The sequence below is a fragment of the Neorhizobium alkalisoli genome (assembly GCF_007829835.1).
Classification (GTDB): Bacteria; Pseudomonadota; Alphaproteobacteria; order Rhizobiales; family Rhizobiaceae; genus Neorhizobium.
In genome coordinates, this window is sequence record NZ_VIWP01000003.1 from 41,193 (window position 1) to 60,951 (window position 19,759).

Annotated in this window: 27 protein-coding genes and 1 riboswitch; of the genes, 19 read left to right on the forward strand and 8 right to left on the reverse strand. The window is 59.8% G+C overall.

What is annotated here, in order from left to right:
- Nucleotides 1-36: 36 nt before the first annotated feature.
- Nucleotides 37-372, reverse strand: coding sequence for a hypothetical protein (locus FHW37_RS11015; protein WP_145636185.1), 336 nt, complete (start codon nucleotides 370-372; stop codon nucleotides 37-39).
- A 244-nt stretch (nucleotides 373-616) separates the two neighbouring features.
- Here FHW37_RS11015 and FHW37_RS11020 point away from each other — a divergent pair, with 244 nt between their 5' ends.
- The 8 genes from FHW37_RS11020 to FHW37_RS11055 all read left to right on the forward strand — a co-directional run bounded on the left by FHW37_RS11020 (nucleotide 617) and on the right by FHW37_RS11055 (nucleotide 6,248).
- Nucleotides 617-1,537, forward strand: coding sequence for a DMT family transporter (locus tag FHW37_RS11020; RefSeq protein WP_145636187.1), 921 nt, complete (start codon nucleotides 617-619; stop codon nucleotides 1,535-1,537).
- 99 nt (nucleotides 1,538-1,636) lie between these two features.
- Nucleotides 1,637-2,380, forward strand: a complete 744-nt coding sequence (locus tag FHW37_RS11025; protein WP_145636189.1) for a hypothetical protein — start codon at nucleotides 1,637-1,639, stop codon at nucleotides 2,378-2,380.
- A 43-nt stretch (nucleotides 2,381-2,423) separates the two neighbouring features.
- A complete protein-coding gene (locus FHW37_RS11030; RefSeq protein WP_145636191.1) occupies nucleotides 2,424-3,041 on the forward strand; it encodes a GNAT family N-acetyltransferase in 618 nt (205 codons plus the stop codon).
- A gap of 112 nt (nucleotides 3,042-3,153) precedes the next feature.
- On the forward strand, nucleotides 3,154-4,281 hold the full coding sequence (locus FHW37_RS11035) for an S-(hydroxymethyl)glutathione dehydrogenase/class III alcohol dehydrogenase (protein ID WP_145636194.1): 1,128 nt from the start codon (nucleotides 3,154-3,156) through the stop codon (nucleotides 4,279-4,281).
- Nucleotides 4,278-4,757, forward strand: a complete 480-nt coding sequence (locus tag FHW37_RS11040) for a GNAT family N-acetyltransferase (RefSeq protein ID WP_246690739.1) — start codon at nucleotides 4,278-4,280, stop codon at nucleotides 4,755-4,757. Before FHW37_RS11035 ends, FHW37_RS11040 begins: the two co-directional genes overlap by 4 nt.
- A gap of 19 nt (nucleotides 4,758-4,776) precedes the next feature.
- Nucleotides 4,777-5,100 (forward strand): hypothetical protein, encoded by a 324-nt coding sequence (locus tag FHW37_RS11045; protein ID WP_145636196.1) that lies wholly within the window; start codon nucleotides 4,777-4,779, stop codon nucleotides 5,098-5,100.
- A 4-nt stretch (nucleotides 5,101-5,104) separates the two neighbouring features.
- The gene (locus tag FHW37_RS11050; protein ID WP_432442846.1) at nucleotides 5,105-5,572 is read left to right on the forward strand and encodes a YaiI/YqxD family protein; all 468 of its coding nucleotides are present in this window, start codon (nucleotides 5,105-5,107) and stop codon (nucleotides 5,570-5,572) included.
- Between the two features lie 13 nt (nucleotides 5,573-5,585).
- Nucleotides 5,586-6,248 carry a DUF1345 domain-containing protein gene (locus FHW37_RS11055; protein ID WP_145636200.1) on the forward strand — a complete coding sequence of 221 codons (663 nt, stop codon included), beginning with the start codon at nucleotides 5,586-5,588 and terminating at the stop codon, nucleotides 6,246-6,248.
- A 54-nt stretch (nucleotides 6,249-6,302) separates the two neighbouring features.
- Here FHW37_RS11055 and FHW37_RS11060 read toward each other — a convergent pair whose 3' ends face one another.
- The 6 genes from FHW37_RS11060 to crcB form a co-directional block, all read right to left on the reverse strand.
- Nucleotides 6,303-6,698 carry a DoxX family protein gene (locus FHW37_RS11060; RefSeq protein ID WP_145636202.1) on the reverse strand — a complete coding sequence of 132 codons (396 nt, stop codon included), beginning with the start codon at nucleotides 6,696-6,698 and terminating at the stop codon, nucleotides 6,303-6,305.
- Nucleotides 6,699-6,827: 129 nt separating this feature from the next.
- Nucleotides 6,828-7,316, reverse strand: a complete 489-nt coding sequence (locus FHW37_RS11065; protein ID WP_145636204.1) for a hypothetical protein — start codon at nucleotides 7,314-7,316, stop codon at nucleotides 6,828-6,830.
- 56 nt (nucleotides 7,317-7,372) lie between these two features.
- Nucleotides 7,373-8,164: an ATP12 family chaperone protein gene (locus FHW37_RS11070; RefSeq protein ID WP_145636205.1), complete on the reverse strand. Its 792-nt coding sequence runs from the start codon at nucleotides 8,162-8,164 to the stop codon at nucleotides 7,373-7,375.
- Nucleotides 8,165-8,174: 10 nt separating this feature from the next.
- On the reverse strand, nucleotides 8,175-8,828 hold the full coding sequence (locus FHW37_RS11075; RefSeq protein WP_145636208.1) for an HAD-IA family hydrolase: 654 nt from the start codon (nucleotides 8,826-8,828) through the stop codon (nucleotides 8,175-8,177).
- A complete protein-coding gene (locus tag FHW37_RS11080; protein WP_145636210.1) occupies nucleotides 8,825-9,817 on the reverse strand; it encodes an RluA family pseudouridine synthase in 993 nt (330 codons plus the stop codon). Before FHW37_RS11080 ends, FHW37_RS11075 begins: the two co-directional genes overlap by 4 nt.
- Before the next feature lie 38 nt (nucleotides 9,818-9,855).
- Nucleotides 9,856-10,233, reverse strand: coding sequence for a fluoride efflux transporter CrcB (gene crcB, locus FHW37_RS11085; RefSeq protein ID WP_145636212.1), 378 nt, complete (start codon nucleotides 10,231-10,233; stop codon nucleotides 9,856-9,858).
- A gap of 131 nt (nucleotides 10,234-10,364) precedes the next feature.
- Here crcB and FHW37_RS11090 point away from each other — a divergent pair, with 131 nt between their 5' ends.
- On the forward strand, nucleotides 10,365-10,640 hold the full coding sequence (locus tag FHW37_RS11090) for a hypothetical protein (RefSeq protein ID WP_145636214.1): 276 nt from the start codon (nucleotides 10,365-10,367) through the stop codon (nucleotides 10,638-10,640).
- Between the two features lie 140 nt (nucleotides 10,641-10,780).
- On the forward strand, nucleotides 10,781-11,035 hold the full coding sequence (locus tag FHW37_RS11095; RefSeq protein WP_145636216.1) for a hypothetical protein: 255 nt from the start codon (nucleotides 10,781-10,783) through the stop codon (nucleotides 11,033-11,035).
- 17 nt (nucleotides 11,036-11,052) lie between these two features.
- On the opposite strand, the gene FHW37_RS34060 is transcribed toward FHW37_RS11095, so the two are convergent.
- Nucleotides 11,053-11,580 carry a copper chaperone PCu(A)C gene (locus FHW37_RS34060; RefSeq protein WP_348642836.1) on the reverse strand — a complete coding sequence of 176 codons (528 nt, stop codon included), beginning with the start codon at nucleotides 11,578-11,580 and terminating at the stop codon, nucleotides 11,053-11,055.
- 174 nt (nucleotides 11,581-11,754) lie between these two features.
- Nucleotides 11,755-11,843: riboswitch (glycine riboswitch) on the forward strand.
- 160 nt (nucleotides 11,844-12,003) lie between these two features.
- On the opposite strand from FHW37_RS34060, the gene gcvT reads away from it, so the two are divergent.
- The 9 genes from gcvT (at nucleotide 12,004) to FHW37_RS11145 (ending at nucleotide 19,706) form a co-directional block, all read left to right on the forward strand.
- A complete protein-coding gene (gene gcvT / locus FHW37_RS11105; RefSeq protein WP_145636221.1) occupies nucleotides 12,004-13,140 on the forward strand; it encodes a glycine cleavage system aminomethyltransferase GcvT in 1,137 nt (378 codons plus the stop codon).
- Nucleotides 13,141-13,162: 22 nt separating this feature from the next.
- Complete coding sequence (gcvH, locus tag FHW37_RS11110) at nucleotides 13,163-13,525, forward strand: glycine cleavage system protein GcvH (protein WP_145636223.1); 363 nt, start codon at nucleotides 13,163-13,165, stop codon at nucleotides 13,523-13,525.
- The gene (gcvP, locus tag FHW37_RS11115) at nucleotides 13,525-16,389 is read left to right on the forward strand and encodes an aminomethyl-transferring glycine dehydrogenase (RefSeq protein ID WP_145636224.1); all 2,865 of its coding nucleotides are present in this window, start codon (nucleotides 13,525-13,527) and stop codon (nucleotides 16,387-16,389) included. Before gcvH ends, gcvP begins: the two co-directional genes overlap by 1 nt.
- Before the next feature lie 230 nt (nucleotides 16,390-16,619).
- Nucleotides 16,620-16,829, forward strand: a complete 210-nt coding sequence (locus tag FHW37_RS11120) for a cold-shock protein (protein ID WP_145636226.1) — start codon at nucleotides 16,620-16,622, stop codon at nucleotides 16,827-16,829.
- 200 nt (nucleotides 16,830-17,029) lie between these two features.
- Nucleotides 17,030-17,275, forward strand: a complete 246-nt coding sequence (gene rpsU / locus FHW37_RS11125; RefSeq protein ID WP_145636229.1) for a 30S ribosomal protein S21 — start codon at nucleotides 17,030-17,032, stop codon at nucleotides 17,273-17,275.
- Between the two features lie 67 nt (nucleotides 17,276-17,342).
- Nucleotides 17,343-17,546: a hypothetical protein gene (locus FHW37_RS11130; protein ID WP_145636230.1), complete on the forward strand. Its 204-nt coding sequence runs from the start codon at nucleotides 17,343-17,345 to the stop codon at nucleotides 17,544-17,546.
- A 489-nt stretch (nucleotides 17,547-18,035) separates the two neighbouring features.
- Entirely contained in the window at nucleotides 18,036-18,278 is a 243-nt protein-coding gene (locus tag FHW37_RS11135; RefSeq protein WP_145636232.1) for a hypothetical protein, read from the forward strand.
- Between the two features lie 163 nt (nucleotides 18,279-18,441).
- Nucleotides 18,442-18,609 carry a Thivi_2564 family membrane protein gene (locus FHW37_RS11140; RefSeq protein WP_145636233.1) on the forward strand — a complete coding sequence of 56 codons (168 nt, stop codon included), beginning with the start codon at nucleotides 18,442-18,444 and terminating at the stop codon, nucleotides 18,607-18,609.
- 170 nt (nucleotides 18,610-18,779) lie between these two features.
- Nucleotides 18,780-19,706, forward strand: a complete 927-nt coding sequence (locus tag FHW37_RS11145; RefSeq protein ID WP_145636234.1) for a DMT family transporter — start codon at nucleotides 18,780-18,782, stop codon at nucleotides 19,704-19,706.
- Nucleotides 19,707-19,759: the final 53 nt, after the last annotated feature.

Below are 19,759 nucleotides of genomic sequence, written 5' to 3' on the forward strand. Positions count from 1 at the left end.
ACCCCCGTCAGGCTATCCGATTCATCAGTGGCCGGCTTATTCGTGGATCGTGTACGAGCCGAGCTTGCAGAGATCCTGCGTGTCGGTCGTGGTGTCCAGGTTGGAGCCTTCCTCGAACTCGAACTTCATGTCGTATTTGCACACGGTACGACCATCGGCGATGGTGATGTCCATGCTCTCGCCCGGATTGAGGACATCTTTGCCGAACACATCGTCTTCCCACTCGTTGACACCGACTGGAGACGTATAAAAATTGGTGAGAACGGACTTGGTGCCGTTCTTCAGGCTAAAGGTCAGGTCTTCTGCATGGGCGGCGCCTGCAAGGCAGAACGAGAGCACCGACGCAGCTAGAGCGAAGTGAAACTTCTTCATGGTTTTCATCCTGTTGGAGATATTGTCGCCAGGTCGGTGCGGGACCTTCGGCGTCGGAATCTAGAGAGATTCGCGTCACCCTTCCCGCACCATTTCTGGGTGGATCGGCTCTGCAGGGCTCTAGTTTTGTACAGGGTTAATACGGCCGGGCGGTCGCAAATACGCGCAATGGCTTCGGTTGCCCTGCACTTGAAGAACGCCAACAGCTGTGGTTGAAAAAGCCGTTCATCGAAAGCAAAGCCGCATGCCTGCCCAGACAGTCGAAAATCCCCTGAAGGGCATGGCCATCATGGCCACCTGCATGATCATCCTGCCGCTGATGGATGCCATCGCCAAATACATGGCGACGTTCGAGGCGATGTCACCGGGTCAGGTAACATTCTACCGCTTCCTGTTTCAGTTCCTCTGCCTTTTGCCGCTCGCGCTCGCAGCCCCTGCAGCGCTGTTCAGGGCAAAACGCCCATGGATGAACCTTTTTCGTGGCATGCTGCATGCAGCCGCCAGCCTGATGTTCTTCACCGCCGTCAAATACATGCCGCTGGCCGATGTGTTCGCCATCTATTTCGTCGAGCCCTTCATGCTGACGATGATGTCAGCACTTTTTTTGGGCGAGAAGGTCGGCTGGCGCCGCTGGCTCGCCATCGTTGTCGGCTTTGGTGGCGCCATGATCGTCATCCAGCCGAGCTATGCGATCTTCGGCTGGACCGCGCTCCTGCCGGTGGTCTGCGCCTTCCTTTATACGATCTATCTCTTCCTAAACCGCGCCATCGGTGAAGCCGATTCACCGCTCGCCATGCAGACCATGGCGGGGCTCGGCGGAACATTGCTGATTGCAGCGACGCTTGTCGGAGCGAGCGGAACCGGAGCGGCCGATTTCGAACCATCCCTGCCCGGCTCGGCGCTTGGCTTGCTGCTGCTGATCATCCTTGGCTCGATCTCCGGTTACATGCACCTTCTCGTCGTGCGTGCCTTCCGCCTGGCGCCTTTGTCGCTGCTGGCCCCTTTCCAGTATTTCGAGATCATCTCGGCAACAGTGCTCGGCTACGCACTGTTCGGCGACTTCCCGACCGCCTCCAAATGGCTGGGCATTCTGATCATCGTCGCATCCGGCCTGTTCATCATTTGGCGCGAACGGATCAGAACGAAACAGGCGACTTCTGCCTGACGCACAATATGCGGCTTCGTTAACCGCCATTCTTGTCTGCTCATAAAGAGATTGAACTTTATCCTCTCCGTGCAGTTTCATGATGAAACGGAGTAAGGGATGAGCGAAAACCGCTTTTCTTTCCCGGCATGTATGATCGCCGGCAAGGGTCGCATCGAGGCTTATGACGTCCTCATGCTTCGCACCTATGCTTTTCCGGAGGGCGTCCGACGCGTCTCCGATACGCAGATGATGCTCGAACTTCACGATCTTTGCCCGACGCAATGCGATGAATGGGCGAATTATTTCGTCGAAAGTCTTTCGGCCTACCTCGTCAATGGCGGCGGCATGCCGGGTGTCATCGATGAGCGCAAGACCTCATGGCTGATCCGCGCGATCGCAGACAATGGCGCGGTGCGCAGCTGGCTCGAGATCGAACTTCTGCTGCACGTGATGGAAATCGCCGACAGCACGACCGAGACACTGTCCGCATTCGCACTCGATCAGGTCCGCATCGGATTATCGACGACTGCAAGTGGCCGATTGGGCGGGATATCGAATTCGGCCTACGGCAAAACAAGGCCCGCTCAGAACGGCGTGACGGCCTTCGATCTCTCCTATATCTGGCGCGTGCTGAGACCTGCCGTCGACAAGGGCAGGCTCATGCTGTCGATGATGGAGCTGGCGATATTGAGCGAAATCGACGCACTCGCCCAACGCAGTGATCATCACCCAGGCTGGAACGAGATCATGCTGCAGTTTGCGGCGATCGAGCGGCTGACGGAGGCATCGAAGCAGCTTTACCCTGCCAGCCATTGGCTGCCTGCTGAGGCTGATCTGCAGCCGGAAGGCCACGCGGCCTGACCGCTGCGCTTGACATGGCGACGGCAAAATCCTTCAAGGGGGCATGAAAACCGAATTCCCTGCCCTCGCCTCCGGTTATTCGACTGTGCCGCCAGGCCATGTCGCAACCATCGTCACCTGCCTTGAAATGTTCGCGCCGCCGCCGCGCAGTCCCGTGCCTGCTGCCGCAGCGACGCTGGTGCTGGAGCGCTGGGATTCGCCAGATATCGAAGGGTATCGCGCGCTGTTCAGGGATGTCGGTGCCAGCTGGATGTGGGTTTCACGCCTGACCATGGCAGACGACAAGCTCGCCGCGATCCTCAATGATCCGAAGGTCGAGATCTACGCACTGGTCGATGCCGGCCGGCCGATCGGCCTGCTGGAACTCGACTTCCGCACCGAGAACGAATGCGAGCTCGGTTTCTTCGGCCTGGTGAGTGATGCGATCGGCAAGGGTGCCGGACGGTTCCTGATGGACAAGGCGATCGAGACGGCATGGTCACGTCCGATCGGCCGTTTCTGGGTTCATACCTGCCATCTCGATTCGGCGGCTGCCCTACCTTTCTATCAGCGCTCCGGGTTCAAGCCGTTTCGCCAGATGGTCGAGATGCTGGAAGATCCGCGCCTGACAGGCGTGGTGCCGCGCACCGCCTCACCACATGTGCCGCTGATCGAAGCCTGACCCATCACCTTATTGCGACTTCAGCATGTCGCTTGCGGCTTGAGCCGCAGCGCCTCGCCATGCCAAAGTCGCTCGAATCGAAATTTTCAGAAAACCTTTAGGGAGAACACCCATGGACGTCCGCGCCGCCGTAGCCGTACAGGCAGGAAAACCGCTGGAAGTGATGACGGTTCAGCTCGAAGGCCCGAAGGCGGGCGAAGTGCTGATCGAGGTCAAGGCGACCGGCATCTGCCATACCGACGATTTCACCCTCTCGGGTGCCGATCCGGAAGGCCTGTTTCCGGCGATCCTCGGCCATGAAGGCGCAGGCATCGTCGTCGATGTCGGCCCCGGCGTCACCTCGGTCAAGAAGGGCGACCACGTCATTCCGCTCTACACGCCGGAATGCCGCGAGTGCTATTCCTGCACCAGCCGCAAGACCAACCTCTGCACCTCGATCCGCGCCACCCAGGGCCAGGGCCTGATGCCGGATGGCACCAGCCGGTTCTCGATCGGCAAGGACAAGATCCACCATTACATGGGCTGCTCGACCTTCGCGAACTTCACGGTCCTGCCGGAGATCGCGGTTGCCAAGGTCAACCCGGACGCCCCCTTCGACAAGATCTGCTATATCGGCTGCGGCGTGACGACCGGCATCGGTGCCGTCATCAACACGGCCAAGGTCGAGATCGGCTCGACCGCGATCGTCTTCGGCCTCGGCGGCATTGGCCTCAACGTCCTGCAGGGCCTGCGCCTTGCCGGTGCCGACATGATCATCGGTGTCGACATCAATCCGGACCGCAAGGCCTGGGGTGAAAAGTTCGGTATGACGCATTTCGTTAATCCGAAGGAAGTCGGTGACGACATCGTGCCTTACCTCGTCAACCTGACGAAGCGCGGCAACGACCTGATCGGCGGCGCCGATTACACGTTCGATTGCACCGGCAATACCAAGGTCATGCGCCAGGCGCTGGAATCGTCGCATCGCGGCTGGGGCAAGTCCGTCATCATCGGCGTTGCCGGCGCCGGCCAGGAAATTTCCACGCGTCCGTTCCAGCTGGTGACGGGCCGCAACTGGATGGGCACGGCCTTTGGCGGCGCCCGTGGCCGTACCGACGTGCCGAAGATCGTCGACTGGTACATGGACGGAAAAATCCAGATCGATCCGATGATCACCCACACCATGCCGCTCGAAGACATCAACAAGGGTTTTGAGCTGATGCATTCGGGTGAATCGATCCGCGGCGTGGTGGTCTATTGACTACCCTTCCCGCCTATACGGTCGACGTGCGGAGACTAGAAGAGTTCTCCGCACGCGATCTCTATGCGATGCTGAAAATGCGCGTCGATGTCTTCGTCGTGGAGCAGAAATGCCCCTATCCGGAGCTCGACGGCAATGATCCGGACTGCCTGCATCTGCGGCTTCTGGATGGCGAAACGCTGCTGGCCTGCGCCCGCCTCTGGCGCCCGACGCCGGACATGCATCCGCGCATCGGCCGGGTCACCGTCTCTCCCGACCATCGCGGAAAACGGCTTGGCGAGGCGCTGATGCGCGAGGCGATCAGCGAATGTGAAAAGGCCTATCCGGGCGAAGCGATCGAACTTTCCGCCCAGAGCCATCTCGAAAAATTCTACGGCAGTTTCGGTTTCGTGCCGATCTCCGAAGAATATCTCGAGGACGACATCCCCCATGTGGACATGTTAAGAGCGGTATGCGGGCCAGCATCAGCGCCCTAAATCAACCGGTAAACTCGTCATGAGCGATGTGAAAAACTGGAAACTCAAACTCAGATACGGAAAGCTGAAAACAAGCTTTCAGCATTTCACAGTCATCGCAGACGGCGAGACATTCGAACAAAATGACGATTTTGGCACCATTGCCGGATCCCCGGCATTTTTCAGAATCAATGCCTGGGCGATTGATGATGACCAAGCTGTCGATATGGTGATCTCGATCGGGCGGCATTTGGGATTCGATGCGACAGGAAGGATTTACATCTATTCCACCGATCCCACGGAACCACCTGGCGATGAACCTCACGCCTACGGCCTTGGCTTTAACTCCTACCAACATGAATGAAACCATGCCGCAAATCTATGTCGACGCCGATGCCTGCCCGGTAAAGCCGGAAATCCTCAAGGTCGCCGAGCGTCACGATCTTGAAGTGACGCTCGTCGCCAATTCCGGCCTGCGCCCGTCGCGTGATCCGATGGTGAAAAACGTCATCGTTTCGGCCGGTTTCGATGCCGCCGATGACTGGATTGCCGAACGCGCCGGCCGCGGCGATATCGTCATCACGGCAGACGTTCCGCTTGCCGGTCGTTGCGTTGCGGCAGGTGCTTTCGTTACCGGCCCGACAGGCCGCGTGTTCGACGAGACGAATATCGGCATGGCGACTGCGATGCGCGATCTCGGCGCGCATCTGCGTGAGACCGGCGAGAGCAAGGGCTATAACGCCGCCTTCTCGCCGCGTGACCGTTCCAAATTCCTCGAAACCCTTGACCGCCTGTGCCGCCGCGCCAAATCCTTGGGTGACAATCCGTCCGCCTGACAAGAGGATTTACATGCCGCTGAATTGGCGAAAGGTCGTGCATCACAGACATGGGCCCTTCGCGATTGCAGCCGCCGTCGCTGTTCTTGCACTCCCCGTTTTCATTGCCGGCTTTCCCGACATTGCGGCCGGTCTGACGGTGGTGATCTTCTTCCTCACCTATCTCGTCCTGATGGCTTTTCGCATCCCGGCGGTCGATGCCGATCGCCTACGGCGAACGGCCCAGAACGAAGATGAACCTGCAGCCGTCATCCTTGCGGTGACCCTTGCTGCCGCCGCGGCCGCCATCATTCTTCTGTTCGAAGCCCTGAACCGCAAGGGCGGGACTGCTGCCGCAGAGGTCGGCCTCGCCTTCGCATCGGTCCTGTTCGGCTGGCTGACAATCCATACGATGTTCGCGATGCATTACGCGCATCTTTATTGGCGGCCGGACGAGCAGAACCAGAAAGACGAAGACAAGCGCGGTGGGCTGGACTTTCCCCAGACCGATGAGCCTGGTGCCTATGATTTCCTGTATTTTTCCTTCGTCATCGGCATGACGGCGCAAACCTCGGACGTGGCCATTACCAGCACCGCCATGCGGCGCGTCAATCTCGTCCACGCCATCGTATCGTTCTTCTTCAACACGGTCCTGGTCGCCGCCTCCGTCAACGCGGCCGTGGGCCTGGGGCAGTAGCGACCAGTCGCGTCGAGGATGAGCGCCACGTCAGCGACGCGGCGCTCACGCAAATCACTTCGCGCTGCGGTTATCGATCGACCACGCACCTGCACCGGCAAAAACCAGGTAGAGGAAGGCGAAGCAGAACAGCACGGCTGCATCGCCGCCATTCATGGCCGGGAAGAACGAGCGCGGGGCATGCGCCATGAAATAGGCAAAGGCCATTTCACCGGCGAGCAGGAAGGCGACCGGACGGGTCAGGAAACCGACCGCGATCAGAATGCCGCCGACCAGCTCGAGCAAAGCTGCAAACATCATCAGTGCGGAAAGCGATCCGCCGGCACCCTGCGGCCCGGGGAATGCGAACAGTTTCATCGTTCCGTGTTCGATGAACAGCAGCGCGGTCATGATACGAAGAACCGCCAGAGCCTGGGGCCGGTAAGCGCCGAGGCGCTCGAAAATGGACATGGGAGAAGACCTCTCAAGAGTAAGTTGCGGTGCGAAGCCTTATTCAAGCCCGCGACCGCCAGACACTCAAAAGAGCCTGACGCGCTTTCACATTTCGTTGAAACTGCCTTGAACGACGAATGTCGTTGCTTACTCGGCAAGCGCACTTGCGAGCGAACTGCGCCGCCGATCATCAAGGCGGAACTCGCTGGAGATTCTATTGACGACCTTCAGAGCCAGCTCCTGGTTGGCAACCTTTTCATCAAAGAGGTAGATTGATGCCGTAAATGTGCCTTCGGCAACCGGTTCGCCACTGGTCACCGAGACCGCCTGAACCGTGACCTTTGCGATATGCCGCACACCGATCAGCATCGGCACGCTCGACGTTTCTTCGATGCGGATTGCAATGATCGTCCGCGGCAGAACCGTCGACCTGGTGGTGGACTGGATGGCAGATTCGACCAGTGAATCGACGGCGGTCACCAGCGTTTTCGGAACGTCGGGTTTCGCCGTCACGAAAGCGCCGCGCACGTCATAAAGCAGTCGTTCGCTGACCTCACGCGACGACGGCATCCGGAATGCCATCAACGGCAGGACGGTGAGAACGAGCAGCGCATGAAAGGACAGGCGGCGAAGCATGAGAAAACCCGGAGGATACGACCTCCGGATGTTCGCCGAACACGGTTAGAGAAGGATTAAGCGGCGCCCTGCAAGGACAGAAAAACGGCAGATGCAGCCTGCATTTCCTGCTGTCGCAAGGCGCGGCGATGCGACGCCTCGGCGTCCTCGCCCCAATGCTCGATTGTCCAGTCCTCGTCGAGATGCGCAAGCTCCCAGGCCTCGTCGGCCGTGACTTCACCTTCCGCGAAGGCAAGCGCCAAAATGGCCGAGCCCGTCAGCGATGTCACCAGGTGGAGGGCGGCAAGCTCGATGGGCGACTGGTACTTCCTGAGCGTCACCGCAAAGGCGGCGATCGCCTCCTTCGGCTGCTCCTTCGGCATGATGCCTTCGATCAGAGTGAAGCGCGCGCCGAGCACATTCGCAGCCCAGTCGATGACCGGATCCCATTTCTCGTTCTGCCGAGCGACGAGACCGTCCGGACCGTCGGCCCGGTAACACAGCATGTCGCTCGACGAGAAGCGCAGAATATCCTCGAAGACCGCCTGCGGATCGGTGGATATACCGTCGATCGCCGTGTTGACGAGCCGGGTAACCGGCATGGTTTTCGGATCGATCACCTCGACCTGATCGGCCCATTCATCAGCCAGAAGTGCCGCAAGCCGCACCGCCGGTACGACCAGCGCGTTTTTGGCGGGCGTCTTGATCGGCTTGCCATCGAGATGAATGGCATGACCACCCTCGCCTTCCGCTACGGAAACTTCCGTATAGAAACGCTTCGGCAGCGGCTTGTGCATCTGGATCTGCGCCCGCCGGGTCGGATCCTCATGGCTGAGGATCTCTTTGGGATCGGGAAAAATGTCGCGCATGAAATAAACCTCAGCCGATATGGGCCAGCAATTCGCTCGGGTGATCGACGATCGCGTCGGCACCCGCCGCCAGCAATTCTTCGCGCATCGCGTAACCCCAGGAAACGCCGATCGCCTTGGCGCCGGCCGCCTTCGCCATCTGCATGTCGTAGATCGCGTCGCCGATCACGATCGTATCCTCCGGCCGCATGCCGGTCTCGTCGCAGCATTCCGTCACCATGGCGGGATGCGGCTTTGAAGGGCAATCGTCGGCCGTGCGGGAGACGATGAAATAGGAGCCAAAATCATGGGTTTCAAGGATCGTGTTCAGCCCCCGACGGGACTTGCCGGTGACGGCGCCGATGAGAAGGTCGTCACGCGGACCGATCGTGTCGAGCAGCGCCTGGATGCCGTCGAACAGCGGATCATGATAATCGAGCTCGGTCCGAACCGGCCCGAACAGCGACTTGTAATAGGCCATCATCTCGACGTCTTCGGCATCGGCATGCGCCTTGCCCTGCATCCGGGCAATGGCGATGTCGAGCGTCAGGCCGATAATCGACTTGGTGTCTTCAAGAGACGGTTCCGGTTTGCCGAATTTCACGAATGTGCGGCGCATGGTTTCGTGGATCAGCGCAGCACTGTCGACCAGCGTGCCGTCGCAATCGAAAAGCACCAGTTTCATTCGTCGTCGTCCCTTGCGCCATTTTCCATATCGAAGCCGAGCAGGTTCCAGCTCTGCACCATATGTGGCGGCAGGGGTGCCGTGACCTTCAGGCGGCCGCCGCTCGGATGCGGAATGTCGATATGCCGTGCGTGCAAGTGCAGCTTCTTCTGGATACCGCCCGGGAACGGCCAGTTGATATCGTCGTCGAAATATTTCGGGTCACCGAGGATCGGATGACCGATATGCAGCGCATGGACGCGCAGCTGGTGGGTGCGGCCGGTATAGGGCTCCATTTCCAGCCAGGCGAGCGACTGCGCCGCCGTCTCCAGAATGCGGTAGAAGGACACCGCATGATCGGCGCCGTCTTCGCCGTGCTTGGCAATCCGCATCCGGTCGCCATCCGGCGTCTGTTCCTTCACGAGCCAGGTCGAAATCTTGTCCTCGCGCTTGCGCGGCACGCCCTTTACCAGCGACCAGTAGGTCTTCTTGGTATCGCGTTCGCGGAAAGCCGCAGTCAGCTTCTGGGCGGCACCGCGGGTGCGGGCGATGACGAGCACGCCGGATGTGTCGCGGTCGAGCCGGTGCACGAGGCGCGGCTTTTCACCCTTGGGGCTGATGAAGGATTCGAGCATCTGGTCGATATGCCGCGTCACGCCCGAACCGCCCTGCACGGCAAGGCCGGCCGGCTTGTTGAGGACGAGAACCTTGTCGTCCTCGTGCAGGATCATCCGCTGCAGGAGTTCGTAATCGCCTGCATGCTTCAGATCCTTGCCGGCAATCGGCCCGGTCTTCTTCGCATCCACGTCCATCGGCGGCACGCGAACCGTCTGGCCCGGCTGGACGCGGGTATCGCTCTTCACGCGGCCGCCATCGACGCGCACCTGTCCGGAGCGCAGCAGTTTCTGGAGAGGACCGAAGCCGAGGCCCGGATAATGGACCTTGAACCAACGGTCGAGACGCATGCCCGCCTCGTCTGGCTGAACGAGGATATGCTCGATGCCTGCCATCAAAGCTCTTTCATTTTATCTGTGATCAGCCCTGCCCTTTAGAACATTGCTCGCCCGAGCGCCAGCCCGGCAAAGATCGCAGCAAAGGAGATCACCAGACTGCCTGCCAGATAAGCGAAGGCGGGGAGCGCCGCACCACGCTCCAAAAGGACCATCGTGTCCAGCGTGAAGGAGGACCATGTCGTGAATCCACCGATAATGCCGGTGACGATGAACACCCGCATTTCCGCGGACGCATTGAAGCGGCGGGCGATCATCTCCACCATCAGGCCGATGAAGAAGGAGCCGATCACGTTGACGGCAAACGTGCCCCACGGGAAACTCGGACCGAACAGTCGCACCGCCCAGACGCCGACCAGATAGCGAAAGACGGAGCCGATGGCGCCACCAACGGCAACGAGAACCACATTTGTCATCAACCTGTCCTGTCTTGTCCGGCAAGAATGGGATTCATTCAAATGCCGCAGATTTCCTTAAGCACAATCTAAGCGATAGAACGTTATGACACTTCGATCGTTGAAGGCTGAAACGTCGAGGGGGTAATGCGATGACACAGCTTGTAACAGTCTCCGCCGCCACCGCAGCGCTCAATATCGAATTGCTTAAAGTGCCGCGGCGGATCTCTGTCAAGGATCAGGTGGCCGACATCAAGGCCGATGCCGACCGCAATGCACGGCGCGCTGAAAATGCCGATCCAGATGCCACGGATACGATGCTTCCGCCGGCGACGGTATCGCTCGACCTGATGGAGTCCGGTCAGCAGCCGCATCAGCAGGCGACCATCCGCGAGGCCGAAGCCGCCTATCGCGAAATGGAAGAGTGAACGGCGCCAAGCGTTGCAACGAGGCCCTGCGATAAACAGCAGGCCTGTCGGAACAGAATGCCGCAACCGCCATTATGGCGAGGCGGAGGCGCAACAGGTCGATCTTGTCGCCTGTTATTGCCTGACGAGGGAGAGGTCTGATGAACAGCACCAGCGGCGGCATATTCGATTTCGAGCAGCTCAATCGCATCCGAGATGCGCATCGGGACTGGTGCGCCCAGAGTGGCATCGACCCTAAAAGCCCGTTCGGACAGGAGGCCGCCGGCATGATGCTGGAGGCCTATCAGACGGGCAAGACATCCTACGACGCCTTGATCGGCGCATGTGAAGACTATGCGAAGCTTCGCAGCGCACATGTCCGGCCCGGCACGACACCGATCGACAGTCGTTCCTGATCGACCGGATTCCGCCGTTATTTCGGCGACAGACCGCTGACGGGAAGTGCGATCTCGACATTGCCGGCCTTGGCGAAGGTCAGCGTGACGGCAACAGTCTCACCCTGCTTGAACGGCTGTTTGACCTTGGTGAACATCATGTGCAGTCCGCCGGGTGACAGCTCCACCGACTTGCCGGCCGGGATGGCAATGCCCTTGTCGAGCTTGCGCATCTTCATCACCTCGCCCTGCATCGCCATCTCGTGCAGCTCCACCGCACCTGCGACGGGAGAAGATACCGACATAAGCTCGTCATCGGCCTTGCCGTTATTGGTGATCGTCAGATAGGCGCCACCAACCGGCTGGCCCGGCAGCATCGCCTTCGCATAGGCCTTGCTGATGACAAGCGTGCCGGCCGTGACTTCGGCGCTACCCGTAGGCGCGGAACCGCCCATATCCATGTTCATCTTGCCGCCAGCGGCCATGCCCTGCGAAAAGGCCGGCCCCTCCGGCAGGACAGGCAGCGCGAAGGCGGTACAGACGACCAGCGCCAGAAATCTTTTCATGCGACTTTCCTCCCGTTCGCGCAAGCGCCGACTATTTCCGTATTCTTGCGATTTGCCAAGCGTGGCAAAAGCGCTTGGGCGTGCTTCGGAGGGCTCATTTGTGACTTGCGACAAAAATAGCATTCACTGCGACATCGGCCTCTTGTCAAACCGCCGTCTTGCCGGATAATGGAGCGCATACCCGATGGGAGAAACCGCTTCGATGCGGTGCCGAAGGAGCAACCGCCCCGGAAACTCTCAGGCAAAAGGACCACGGGTAGCCGCAGGAACTCTGGAGAGAAGCAACCGTAATGGGGGCTCGCCGAAGGGATAACAATCTCAGGCGACAAGGACAGAGGGGGCTCGAAACCGGCGCATTTATGCGCCCTAATCTGAGCCGGCGTGCGACCTGTTTTTCAGGCGCGCCAAACCTGGAGGCGTCGTTTGGACGACCATACAGTTCTCAAGACCACACCGCTGCACGCGCTGCATCTGTCTCTCGGTGCAAAAATGGTGCCTTTCGCGGGTTATGACATGCCGGTGCAATATCCGCTTGGCGTCATGAAGGAACATCTTCACACCCGCGCATCCGCCGGCCTGTTCGATGTCTCGCATATGGGCCAGGTGATCGTGAAGGCGAAGTCCGGTGCTTATGCCGATGCTGCCCTCGCGTTGGAAAAGCTGGTTCCCGTCGATATCTTGGGCCTCAAGGAAGGCCGCCAGCGCTACGGCTTTTTCACCGACGCCAATGGCTGCATTCTCGACGACCTGATGATCACCAATCGCGGCGACCATCTTCTCGTTGTCGTCAACGCCGCCTGCAAGGATGCCGATCTCGCCCATATGAAGGCGAATCTTGAAGGGTGCGACGTCACCCTGCTCGACGACTGTGCGCTTCTTGCCCTGCAGGGCCCGCGGGCAGAAGAGGTTCTGGCCGAACTCTGGCCCGACGTCACCGACATGAAGTTCATGGATGTCTGCGACGCCCTCCTCCATGACGTTCCCTGCATCGTCTCCCGCTCGGGTTATTCCGGTGAAGACGGTTTTGAAATTTCCGTTCCCGCCGATAAGGCCGAACAGGTGGCCCGCGCACTGCTCGAAGATCCGCATTGCGAGGCGATCGGCCTCGGTGCCCGCGATTCGCTGCGTCTCGAAGCCGGCCTGTGTCTCTACGGAAACGACATCGACACCACGACATCGCCGATCGAAGCCTCGCTCGAATGGGCCCTGCAGAAGGCCCGCAAGGCTGGCGGTGACCGCGAAGGCGGCTTTCCGGGTGCGGCCCGCATTCTCGGCGAACTCGCGAACGGCACGACCCGCCGCCGCGTCGGCCTGAAGCCGGAAGGCAAGGCACCGGTGCGTTCGCATGCAAAGCTTTATGCCGATGCGGAAGGTAAGAGTGAACTCGGCGAAGTCACCTCCGGCACGTTCGGACCAACCGTCGAGGGCCCGGTTGCCATGGGCTACCTGCCCGTCAGCCACGCCGCCGCCGGTACTCAGGTCTTTGCGGAAGTGCGCGGAAAATATCTGCCTATGACCGTCGCGGCCCTGCCCTTCATCACCCCCACCTACAAACGCTAAAAAGCCCTCCGGAGAGAACAAGATGTTGAAATTCACCGCTGAACACGAATGGCTCAAGCTTGAAGACGGTATCGCCACCGTCGGCATTACCCAGCACGCCGCCGACCAGCTCGGCGATCTGGTTTTCGTCGAACTGCCGGAAATCGGTGCAGAGCTGACCAAGGACGGCAATGCCGCCACCGTCGAAAGCGTCAAGGCCGCGTCGGATGTCTACGCGCCGCTCGATGGCGAAGTCACCGAAGTCAACCAGGCGATCGTCGATGACCCGTCGCTCGTCAATTCCGATCCGCAGGGTGCCGCCTGGTTCTTCAAGCTGAAGCTGAAGAATGCCGCAGACGCCGACAGCCTGATGGACGAAGCCGCCTACAAGGACCTGATTGCCTGATGTCCGACCAAACCGATTTCCACTTCACGGATTACAATCCGTACGACTTTGCCAACCGTCGCCATATCGGCCCCTCGCCGGCAGAAATGGCCGACATGCTCAAGGTCATCGGCTACAAGTCGCTCGATGCCCTGATCGACGCCACGGTTCCCTCCTCAATCCGCCAGCAGAACCCGCTGACCTGGGGTGCGGCGCTGACCGAACGCGAGGCGCTCGACAAGCTGCGCGAGACGGCCAACAAGAACCAGACGCTCGTTTCGCTGATCGGCCAGGGGTATTACGGTACCGTGACGCCGCCGGTCATCCAGCGCAATATTCTGGAAAACCCGGCCTGGTACACGGCCTACACGCCCTACCAGCCGGAAATCAGCCAGGGCCGCCTCGAAGCCCTCCTGAACTTCCAGACGATGATTTCCGACCTGACCGGCCTCGACGTCGCGAACGCCTCGCTTCTCGACGAAGCGACGGCCGCCGCCGAAGCCATGGCGCTCTGCCAGCGTCAGGCAAAGTCCAAGGCAACCGCCTTCTTCGTCGATGCAGCCTGCCATCCGCAGACGATTGCCCTCATCGAAACCCGCGCCGCACCGCTCGGCTGGACCGTCGTCATCGGCGATCCGATGACCGATCTCGATCCGGTCGACGTTTTTGGCGCGATCTTCCAGTATCCGGGCACCCATGGCGAAGTCCGTGACTTTACCGGCTTGATTTCCCGCCTGCACCAGACCGGCGCCGTCGCAGCCGTCGCGGCTGACCTTCTCGCTCTGACGCTCCTGAAATCGCCCGGCGAAATGGGCGCCGATATCGCCATCGGCTCATCGCAGCGTTTTGGCGTCCCCGTCGGTTACGGTGGCCCGCATGCCGCTTACATGGCCGTCAAGGATGCCCACAAGCGCGCCATGCCCGGCCGCCTCGTCGGCGTCTCTGTCGATGCCCGCGGCAACCGCGCCTATCGCCTGTCGCTGCAGACCCGCGAACAGCATATCCGCCGCGAAAAGGCGACGTCGAACATCTGCACCGCGCAGGTCCTGCTTGCCGTCATGGCCTCGATGTACGGCGTCTTCCACGGCCCGCAGGGCCTGAAGGCAATTGCCCAGGCCGTCCACAAGAAGGCCGTGCTGATGGCCAAGGGCCTGGAAAAGCTCGGTTACAAGATTGAGCCGGACACGTTCTTCGACACGTTCACCGTCGAAGTCGGCCATATGCAGGGGCTCATTCTTCGCGCAGCCGTCGCCGAAGGCGTCAACCTGCGCAAGATCGGCGAAACGAAGATCGGCATGTCGCTGGACGAACGTACCCGTCCGGTGACACTCGAGGCCGTTTGGCGCGCCTTCGGTGGTGACTTCAAGGTTTCAGACTTTGCCGTCGAATACCGCCTACCGAACGCGCTGCTGCGGAAATCGGAATATATGACCCATCCGATCTTCCATATGAACCGCGCCGAAAGCGAGATGACCCGTTACATCCGCCGCCTGTCCGACCGCGACCTCGCGCTCGACCGGGCGATGATCCCGCTCGGCTCCTGCACGATGAAGCTCAATGCCACGGCGGAAATGCTGCCGATCACCTGGCCGGAATTTTCGGATATCCATCCGTTCGTTCCCGCCGATCAGGCGCTTGGCTACAAGGAAATGATCGACGACCTGTCGCAAAAACTTTGCCAGGTCACCGGTTACGACGCCTTCTCTATGCAGCCGAATTCGGGTGCACAGGGCGAATATGCGGGCCTGCTGACCATCCGCAATTACCACATCGCCAATGGCGATGCGCATCGCGACGTCTGCCTCATCCCGACCTCGGCGCACGGCACCAACCCGGCCTCGGCACAGATGGTCGGCATGAAGGTCGTGGTCGTGAAGGTCCGTGACAACGGCGATATCGATCTGGAAGATTTCCGCGCCAAGGCAGAACAGCATGCGGCAAACCTCTCCTGCTGCATGATCACCTATCCTTCGACGCATGGCGTGTTCGAGGAAACGGTGAAGGAGATCTGCGACATCACCCACAAGCATGGTGGTCAGGTCTATCTCGACGGCGCCAACATGAACGCCATGGTCGGCCTGTCTCGTCCCGGTGACATCGGCTCCGACGTGTCGCACTTGAACCTGCACAAGACCTTCTGCATCCCGCATGGCGGCGGCGGTCCCGGCATGGGCCCGATCGGTGTCAAAGCGCATCTGGCAGCGCATCTTCCTGGCCATCCCCAGTGGGACGGTCGTGAAGGCGCGGTTTCGGCAGCTCCGTTCGGTTCGCCGTCGATCCTGCCGATCTCCTGGTCCTATTGCCTGATGATGGGCGGCGAAGGCCTGACGCAGGCGACCAAGGTGGCGATCCTCAACGCCAACTATATCGCGGCCCGCCTCAAGGGTGCCTACGACGTGCTCTACAAGTCGGAAGCTGGTCGCGTCGCGCATGAATGCATTATCGACACGCGCCCGCTCAATGCTTCGGCCGGCGTTACGGTCGATGACGTTGCAAAACGCCTGATCGATTGCGGTTTCCACGCCCCGACCATGAGCTGGCCGGTTGCCGGCACGCTGATGATCGAGCCGACCGAATCGGAGACCAAGGCCGAGCTGGATCGCTTCTGCGAGGCAATGCTGGCGATCCGCGAGGAAGCCCGCGCCATCGAGGATGGCCGGATGGACAAGACCAACAATCCGCTGAAGAACGCTCCCCACACGGTGGAAGATCTCGTCGGCGAATGGGATCGTCCTTACTCCCGCGAGCAGGCCTGCTACCCGCCGGGCGCCTTCCGCGTCGACAAATACTGGTCGCCGGTCAACCGTGTCGACAATGTCTATGGCGACCGTAACCTCGTCTGCTCCTGCCCGCCGCTTGAGGACTATGCCGAAGCAGCCGAGTAAGATTTTTCGCCTTTAAGTTGAGGGTCGCCCCATCGGGCGGCCCTTTATCGACCTTGGGTTTGGTTTATTTCTCCGCGACCCTTGTCTTGTCTCTAATTTTCACTATGTTCAAACTATCGAACTTTGCTTGCGACTTTTGTACGCGCCTACGGCTCTTTCAGATCTCCTCTCAACGTCGATCTACGTCGGTTCGTTTGACCGGCACCTAACACGATTGAAAGGAAATCGTCATGAACACGGGTATTGTAAAGTGGTTCAACGGAACCAAGGGCTTTGGCTTCATCCAGCCGGATAACGGCGGCCAGGACGTATTCGTCCACATTTCGGCTGTTGAACGCGCTGGCATGCGCAGCCTGGCCGAAGGCCAGAAGGTCACGTTCGACATCGTGCAGGACAAGCGTTCCGGCAAGAGCGCTGCTGACAACCTGCAGGCCGCTTAAGGTTTTGTCATTGCCGGACGTCACCACGGAGGTACTGGGACGTTTCAGGCGATGATGATGGAAGGTCGGGTCGAAGCCCGGCCTTTTGTTTTTACCCTTCACTCCGAAGGCTTATGTCGGTAAACCGCTTTAACGCGCATCCGACGCCCCTTGCGTCGCCGTGATCGATCCGGCCGCGTCCAACCATTTAAGGAGATATTTTGCAGGTACTAGTCAGAGATAACAACGTCGAACAGGCACTCCGCGTTCTCAAGAAGAAGCTTCAGAGAGAAGGCGTATTCCGTGAAATGAAGGCGCGCAGCGCCTATGAAAAGCCGTCGGAAAAGCGCGCCCGCGAAAAGGCCGACGCAATCCGCCGCGCCCGCAAGCTCGCACGCAAGCAGATGCAGCGCGAAGGCCTCCTGCCTGCGCCGAAGAAGAAAGTGATCGCCACGCGCGCTCGCTGATGACTGCTGTCCAGGCCGCGCGGCACATGCCGCGCAGCCCGCATTCCCGAAAACAACGGAGGAAGACATGACAGCGACCAAGGACGAATTTTTCAAACCCGCCAAGCTTTCCGCCCAGGCCAAGGCCGACCAGACCAATTCGGTCGTACGCGACATTCTGGCGGCGGAAGTGGATGCCCGCGAAAAGAAGACCGAAAAGCTGCGTGCGCTTCGCATGGCCCAGGTCACCCCGGAGCAGGCACCCAAAAAGCGCAGCGCTAAACAGCGCTGACAGTCACCTTGTTCTATCCCGGCTCGCCGATCCTGTTCGGGGAGATTTTGCGTTCTAAAGTGCCACAATCTCTCGGATTAGCGTGACTCAGCTGAGCTCTTCAGCTCTTCGTATGCCCCATTTATTCAGGCAGATGACCGCCTTCAGGCACATATTCTGGAACCCTTTTCCAGGCCCTTTGCCCCATCCCTCAAAGCGGGACCATCAGTTTGCCAGCCGGCTAATGGTTTGCGAGGGAACCTTTTTGCTCTCCCCGACGTTGTAAATCCGAGACCCGCAAGAGGGATCGCTCAACAACCCAATGTCGCACGCCATGATGGCGCGCTTGTTGCCTCACGGCTAAATCATGATCCCTTATTATATATTAGCATGCTCTGAGCAGGTTTTGCGTGTATAGTGCTTTGCTATGAACGTTTTCCTCGATCTTTTATCAAGCTGTTCGGGGAAACCAGACCCATTGGTGAGGTGCATATGCATCAGCAACAAATCATGTCATCCGACGTAGCCCTGACACCAGACGATCTGGAGCTTTTGGAAAAGTTTCTCGAAGCCTGGTGTGTCGAGAACTCCGTCGATATGGCCGACAATTCTGCGGCTGACATCGCAGCGGCGCTGATAGACTGGTATCAGCATGCCTTGAACGATCGCAACCTGATGAAGGGCGAGCCGCCGGAATTGCCGCGCGAGGCCCCCGAGATCGACATCCTGCTGCGCCAGTTGAGCGATGCCTGAAACTTGGCGGCACACTTGAAAGCCGCCAATGGTCTTGTTTCCTATGGATGGAACGAGGCGGCCGAAATGCAACCGATCTTTTTGCTCGCCCCTTTCCTTCGGACGTGTCAGCCTTAGTTAACTCCTTGTAGCCGAAAGGCATTCTCTCATAGGAGTGGGTATTATGGCCTCGTCCGTCCTGATCGGAATTCTGATCACATTTCTCGTCATCATCCTTGTGCTCTATCTGGTCCAGCGTCTGCCGATCGATGGCCGCATGCGCCAGATCGTGCAGATCATCGTGATCATTATCGGCATCATCTCGCTTCTGAAATATCTGGCAGTGTTCTGAGGATGCTGGCTTTGCGTCAGGCTGCTTCGGAGGGGTTTTGAAGCAGCATGTCCCAGAAGCCAGGGCCATGACACCAGACAATCAGGGGCGGATCGCCCTGCCCCTGATTTGTCCTCTTGCCTTCTGCCCAGGCTTTGGCGATAGCACGATTCCACAGCGGGGAATCGGCGATGTTTGCTTCTGAAATGCTCGCAATCGGCTCGGCCGTCTGCATCGCCTTGAGCTCGATGTTCATCAACGAATTGAACGGCCGCGTACAGCTGTTGCGGCTGGCCCGCTGGCAGCTGACATCTTCCTTCATCATGACCTCGATCGCAGCGACGATCGTCGGAGGCTGGGCAACCCTCGACATGTGGCAGATCGAGGCGTTGATCGGCTCAAGCATTGCCGGCATCGTCATTGCCAGCACCACCTATTTCGCGGCGATCTATTCCGTCGGCCCTCGCGTCACGGCATTGCTGTTCTCGCTTGCCGCACCGTTTGCGCTGGCACTCGGTTATCTCGACCTGGGCGAGACGATCACGGCGCAACAGGGTGTTGGCGTCGTTCTCGTGCTGATCGGCATCGTCATCGCGATCGGCATTCGCCGCAGAAGGCCCGCACCGATGATCCCGCTTGCGGATGCCGAGCCTATCGAACAACCCTTGCCGCCGCTTCACCGCATATCAGCGCTCGGTATCACTCTCGGCATCATCACAGCGCTTGGCCAGGCGGTCGGCAGCCTGCTTGCCCGGCCGGCCATGGCCGCCGGTGCCGAACCTTTTGCCGCCATGGCCGTGCGCGCGGGTTTTGCTACCCTGATTTTCTGGGCCATCCTGTTATTGCCTCTGCCCGGTGTCCGATCCAACGAGAGGCCGCAGCCGCGTGATCTCGGCCTTGCCGTAACGGCATCCTTCTTCGGAACGGCGCTCGGCATGTCGCTGCTTATGGCAGCGCTGCAGACCGGCAATGTCGGCCTCGTGTCCACTCTGTCCTCGATGACACCGGTGGTGATCCTGCCGATGGTATGGGTAAGAAGCGGAAAGATGCCGCGGCCGCTTGCTTGGGCGGGTGCGGCGATCGCGATCATCGGGACGGCGCTGATCAGCGTGAAGTGAGCCGATCCGGCACAAAACTCTCCAAGCCTGCCGGATTGCTTAACGCTGCCGCT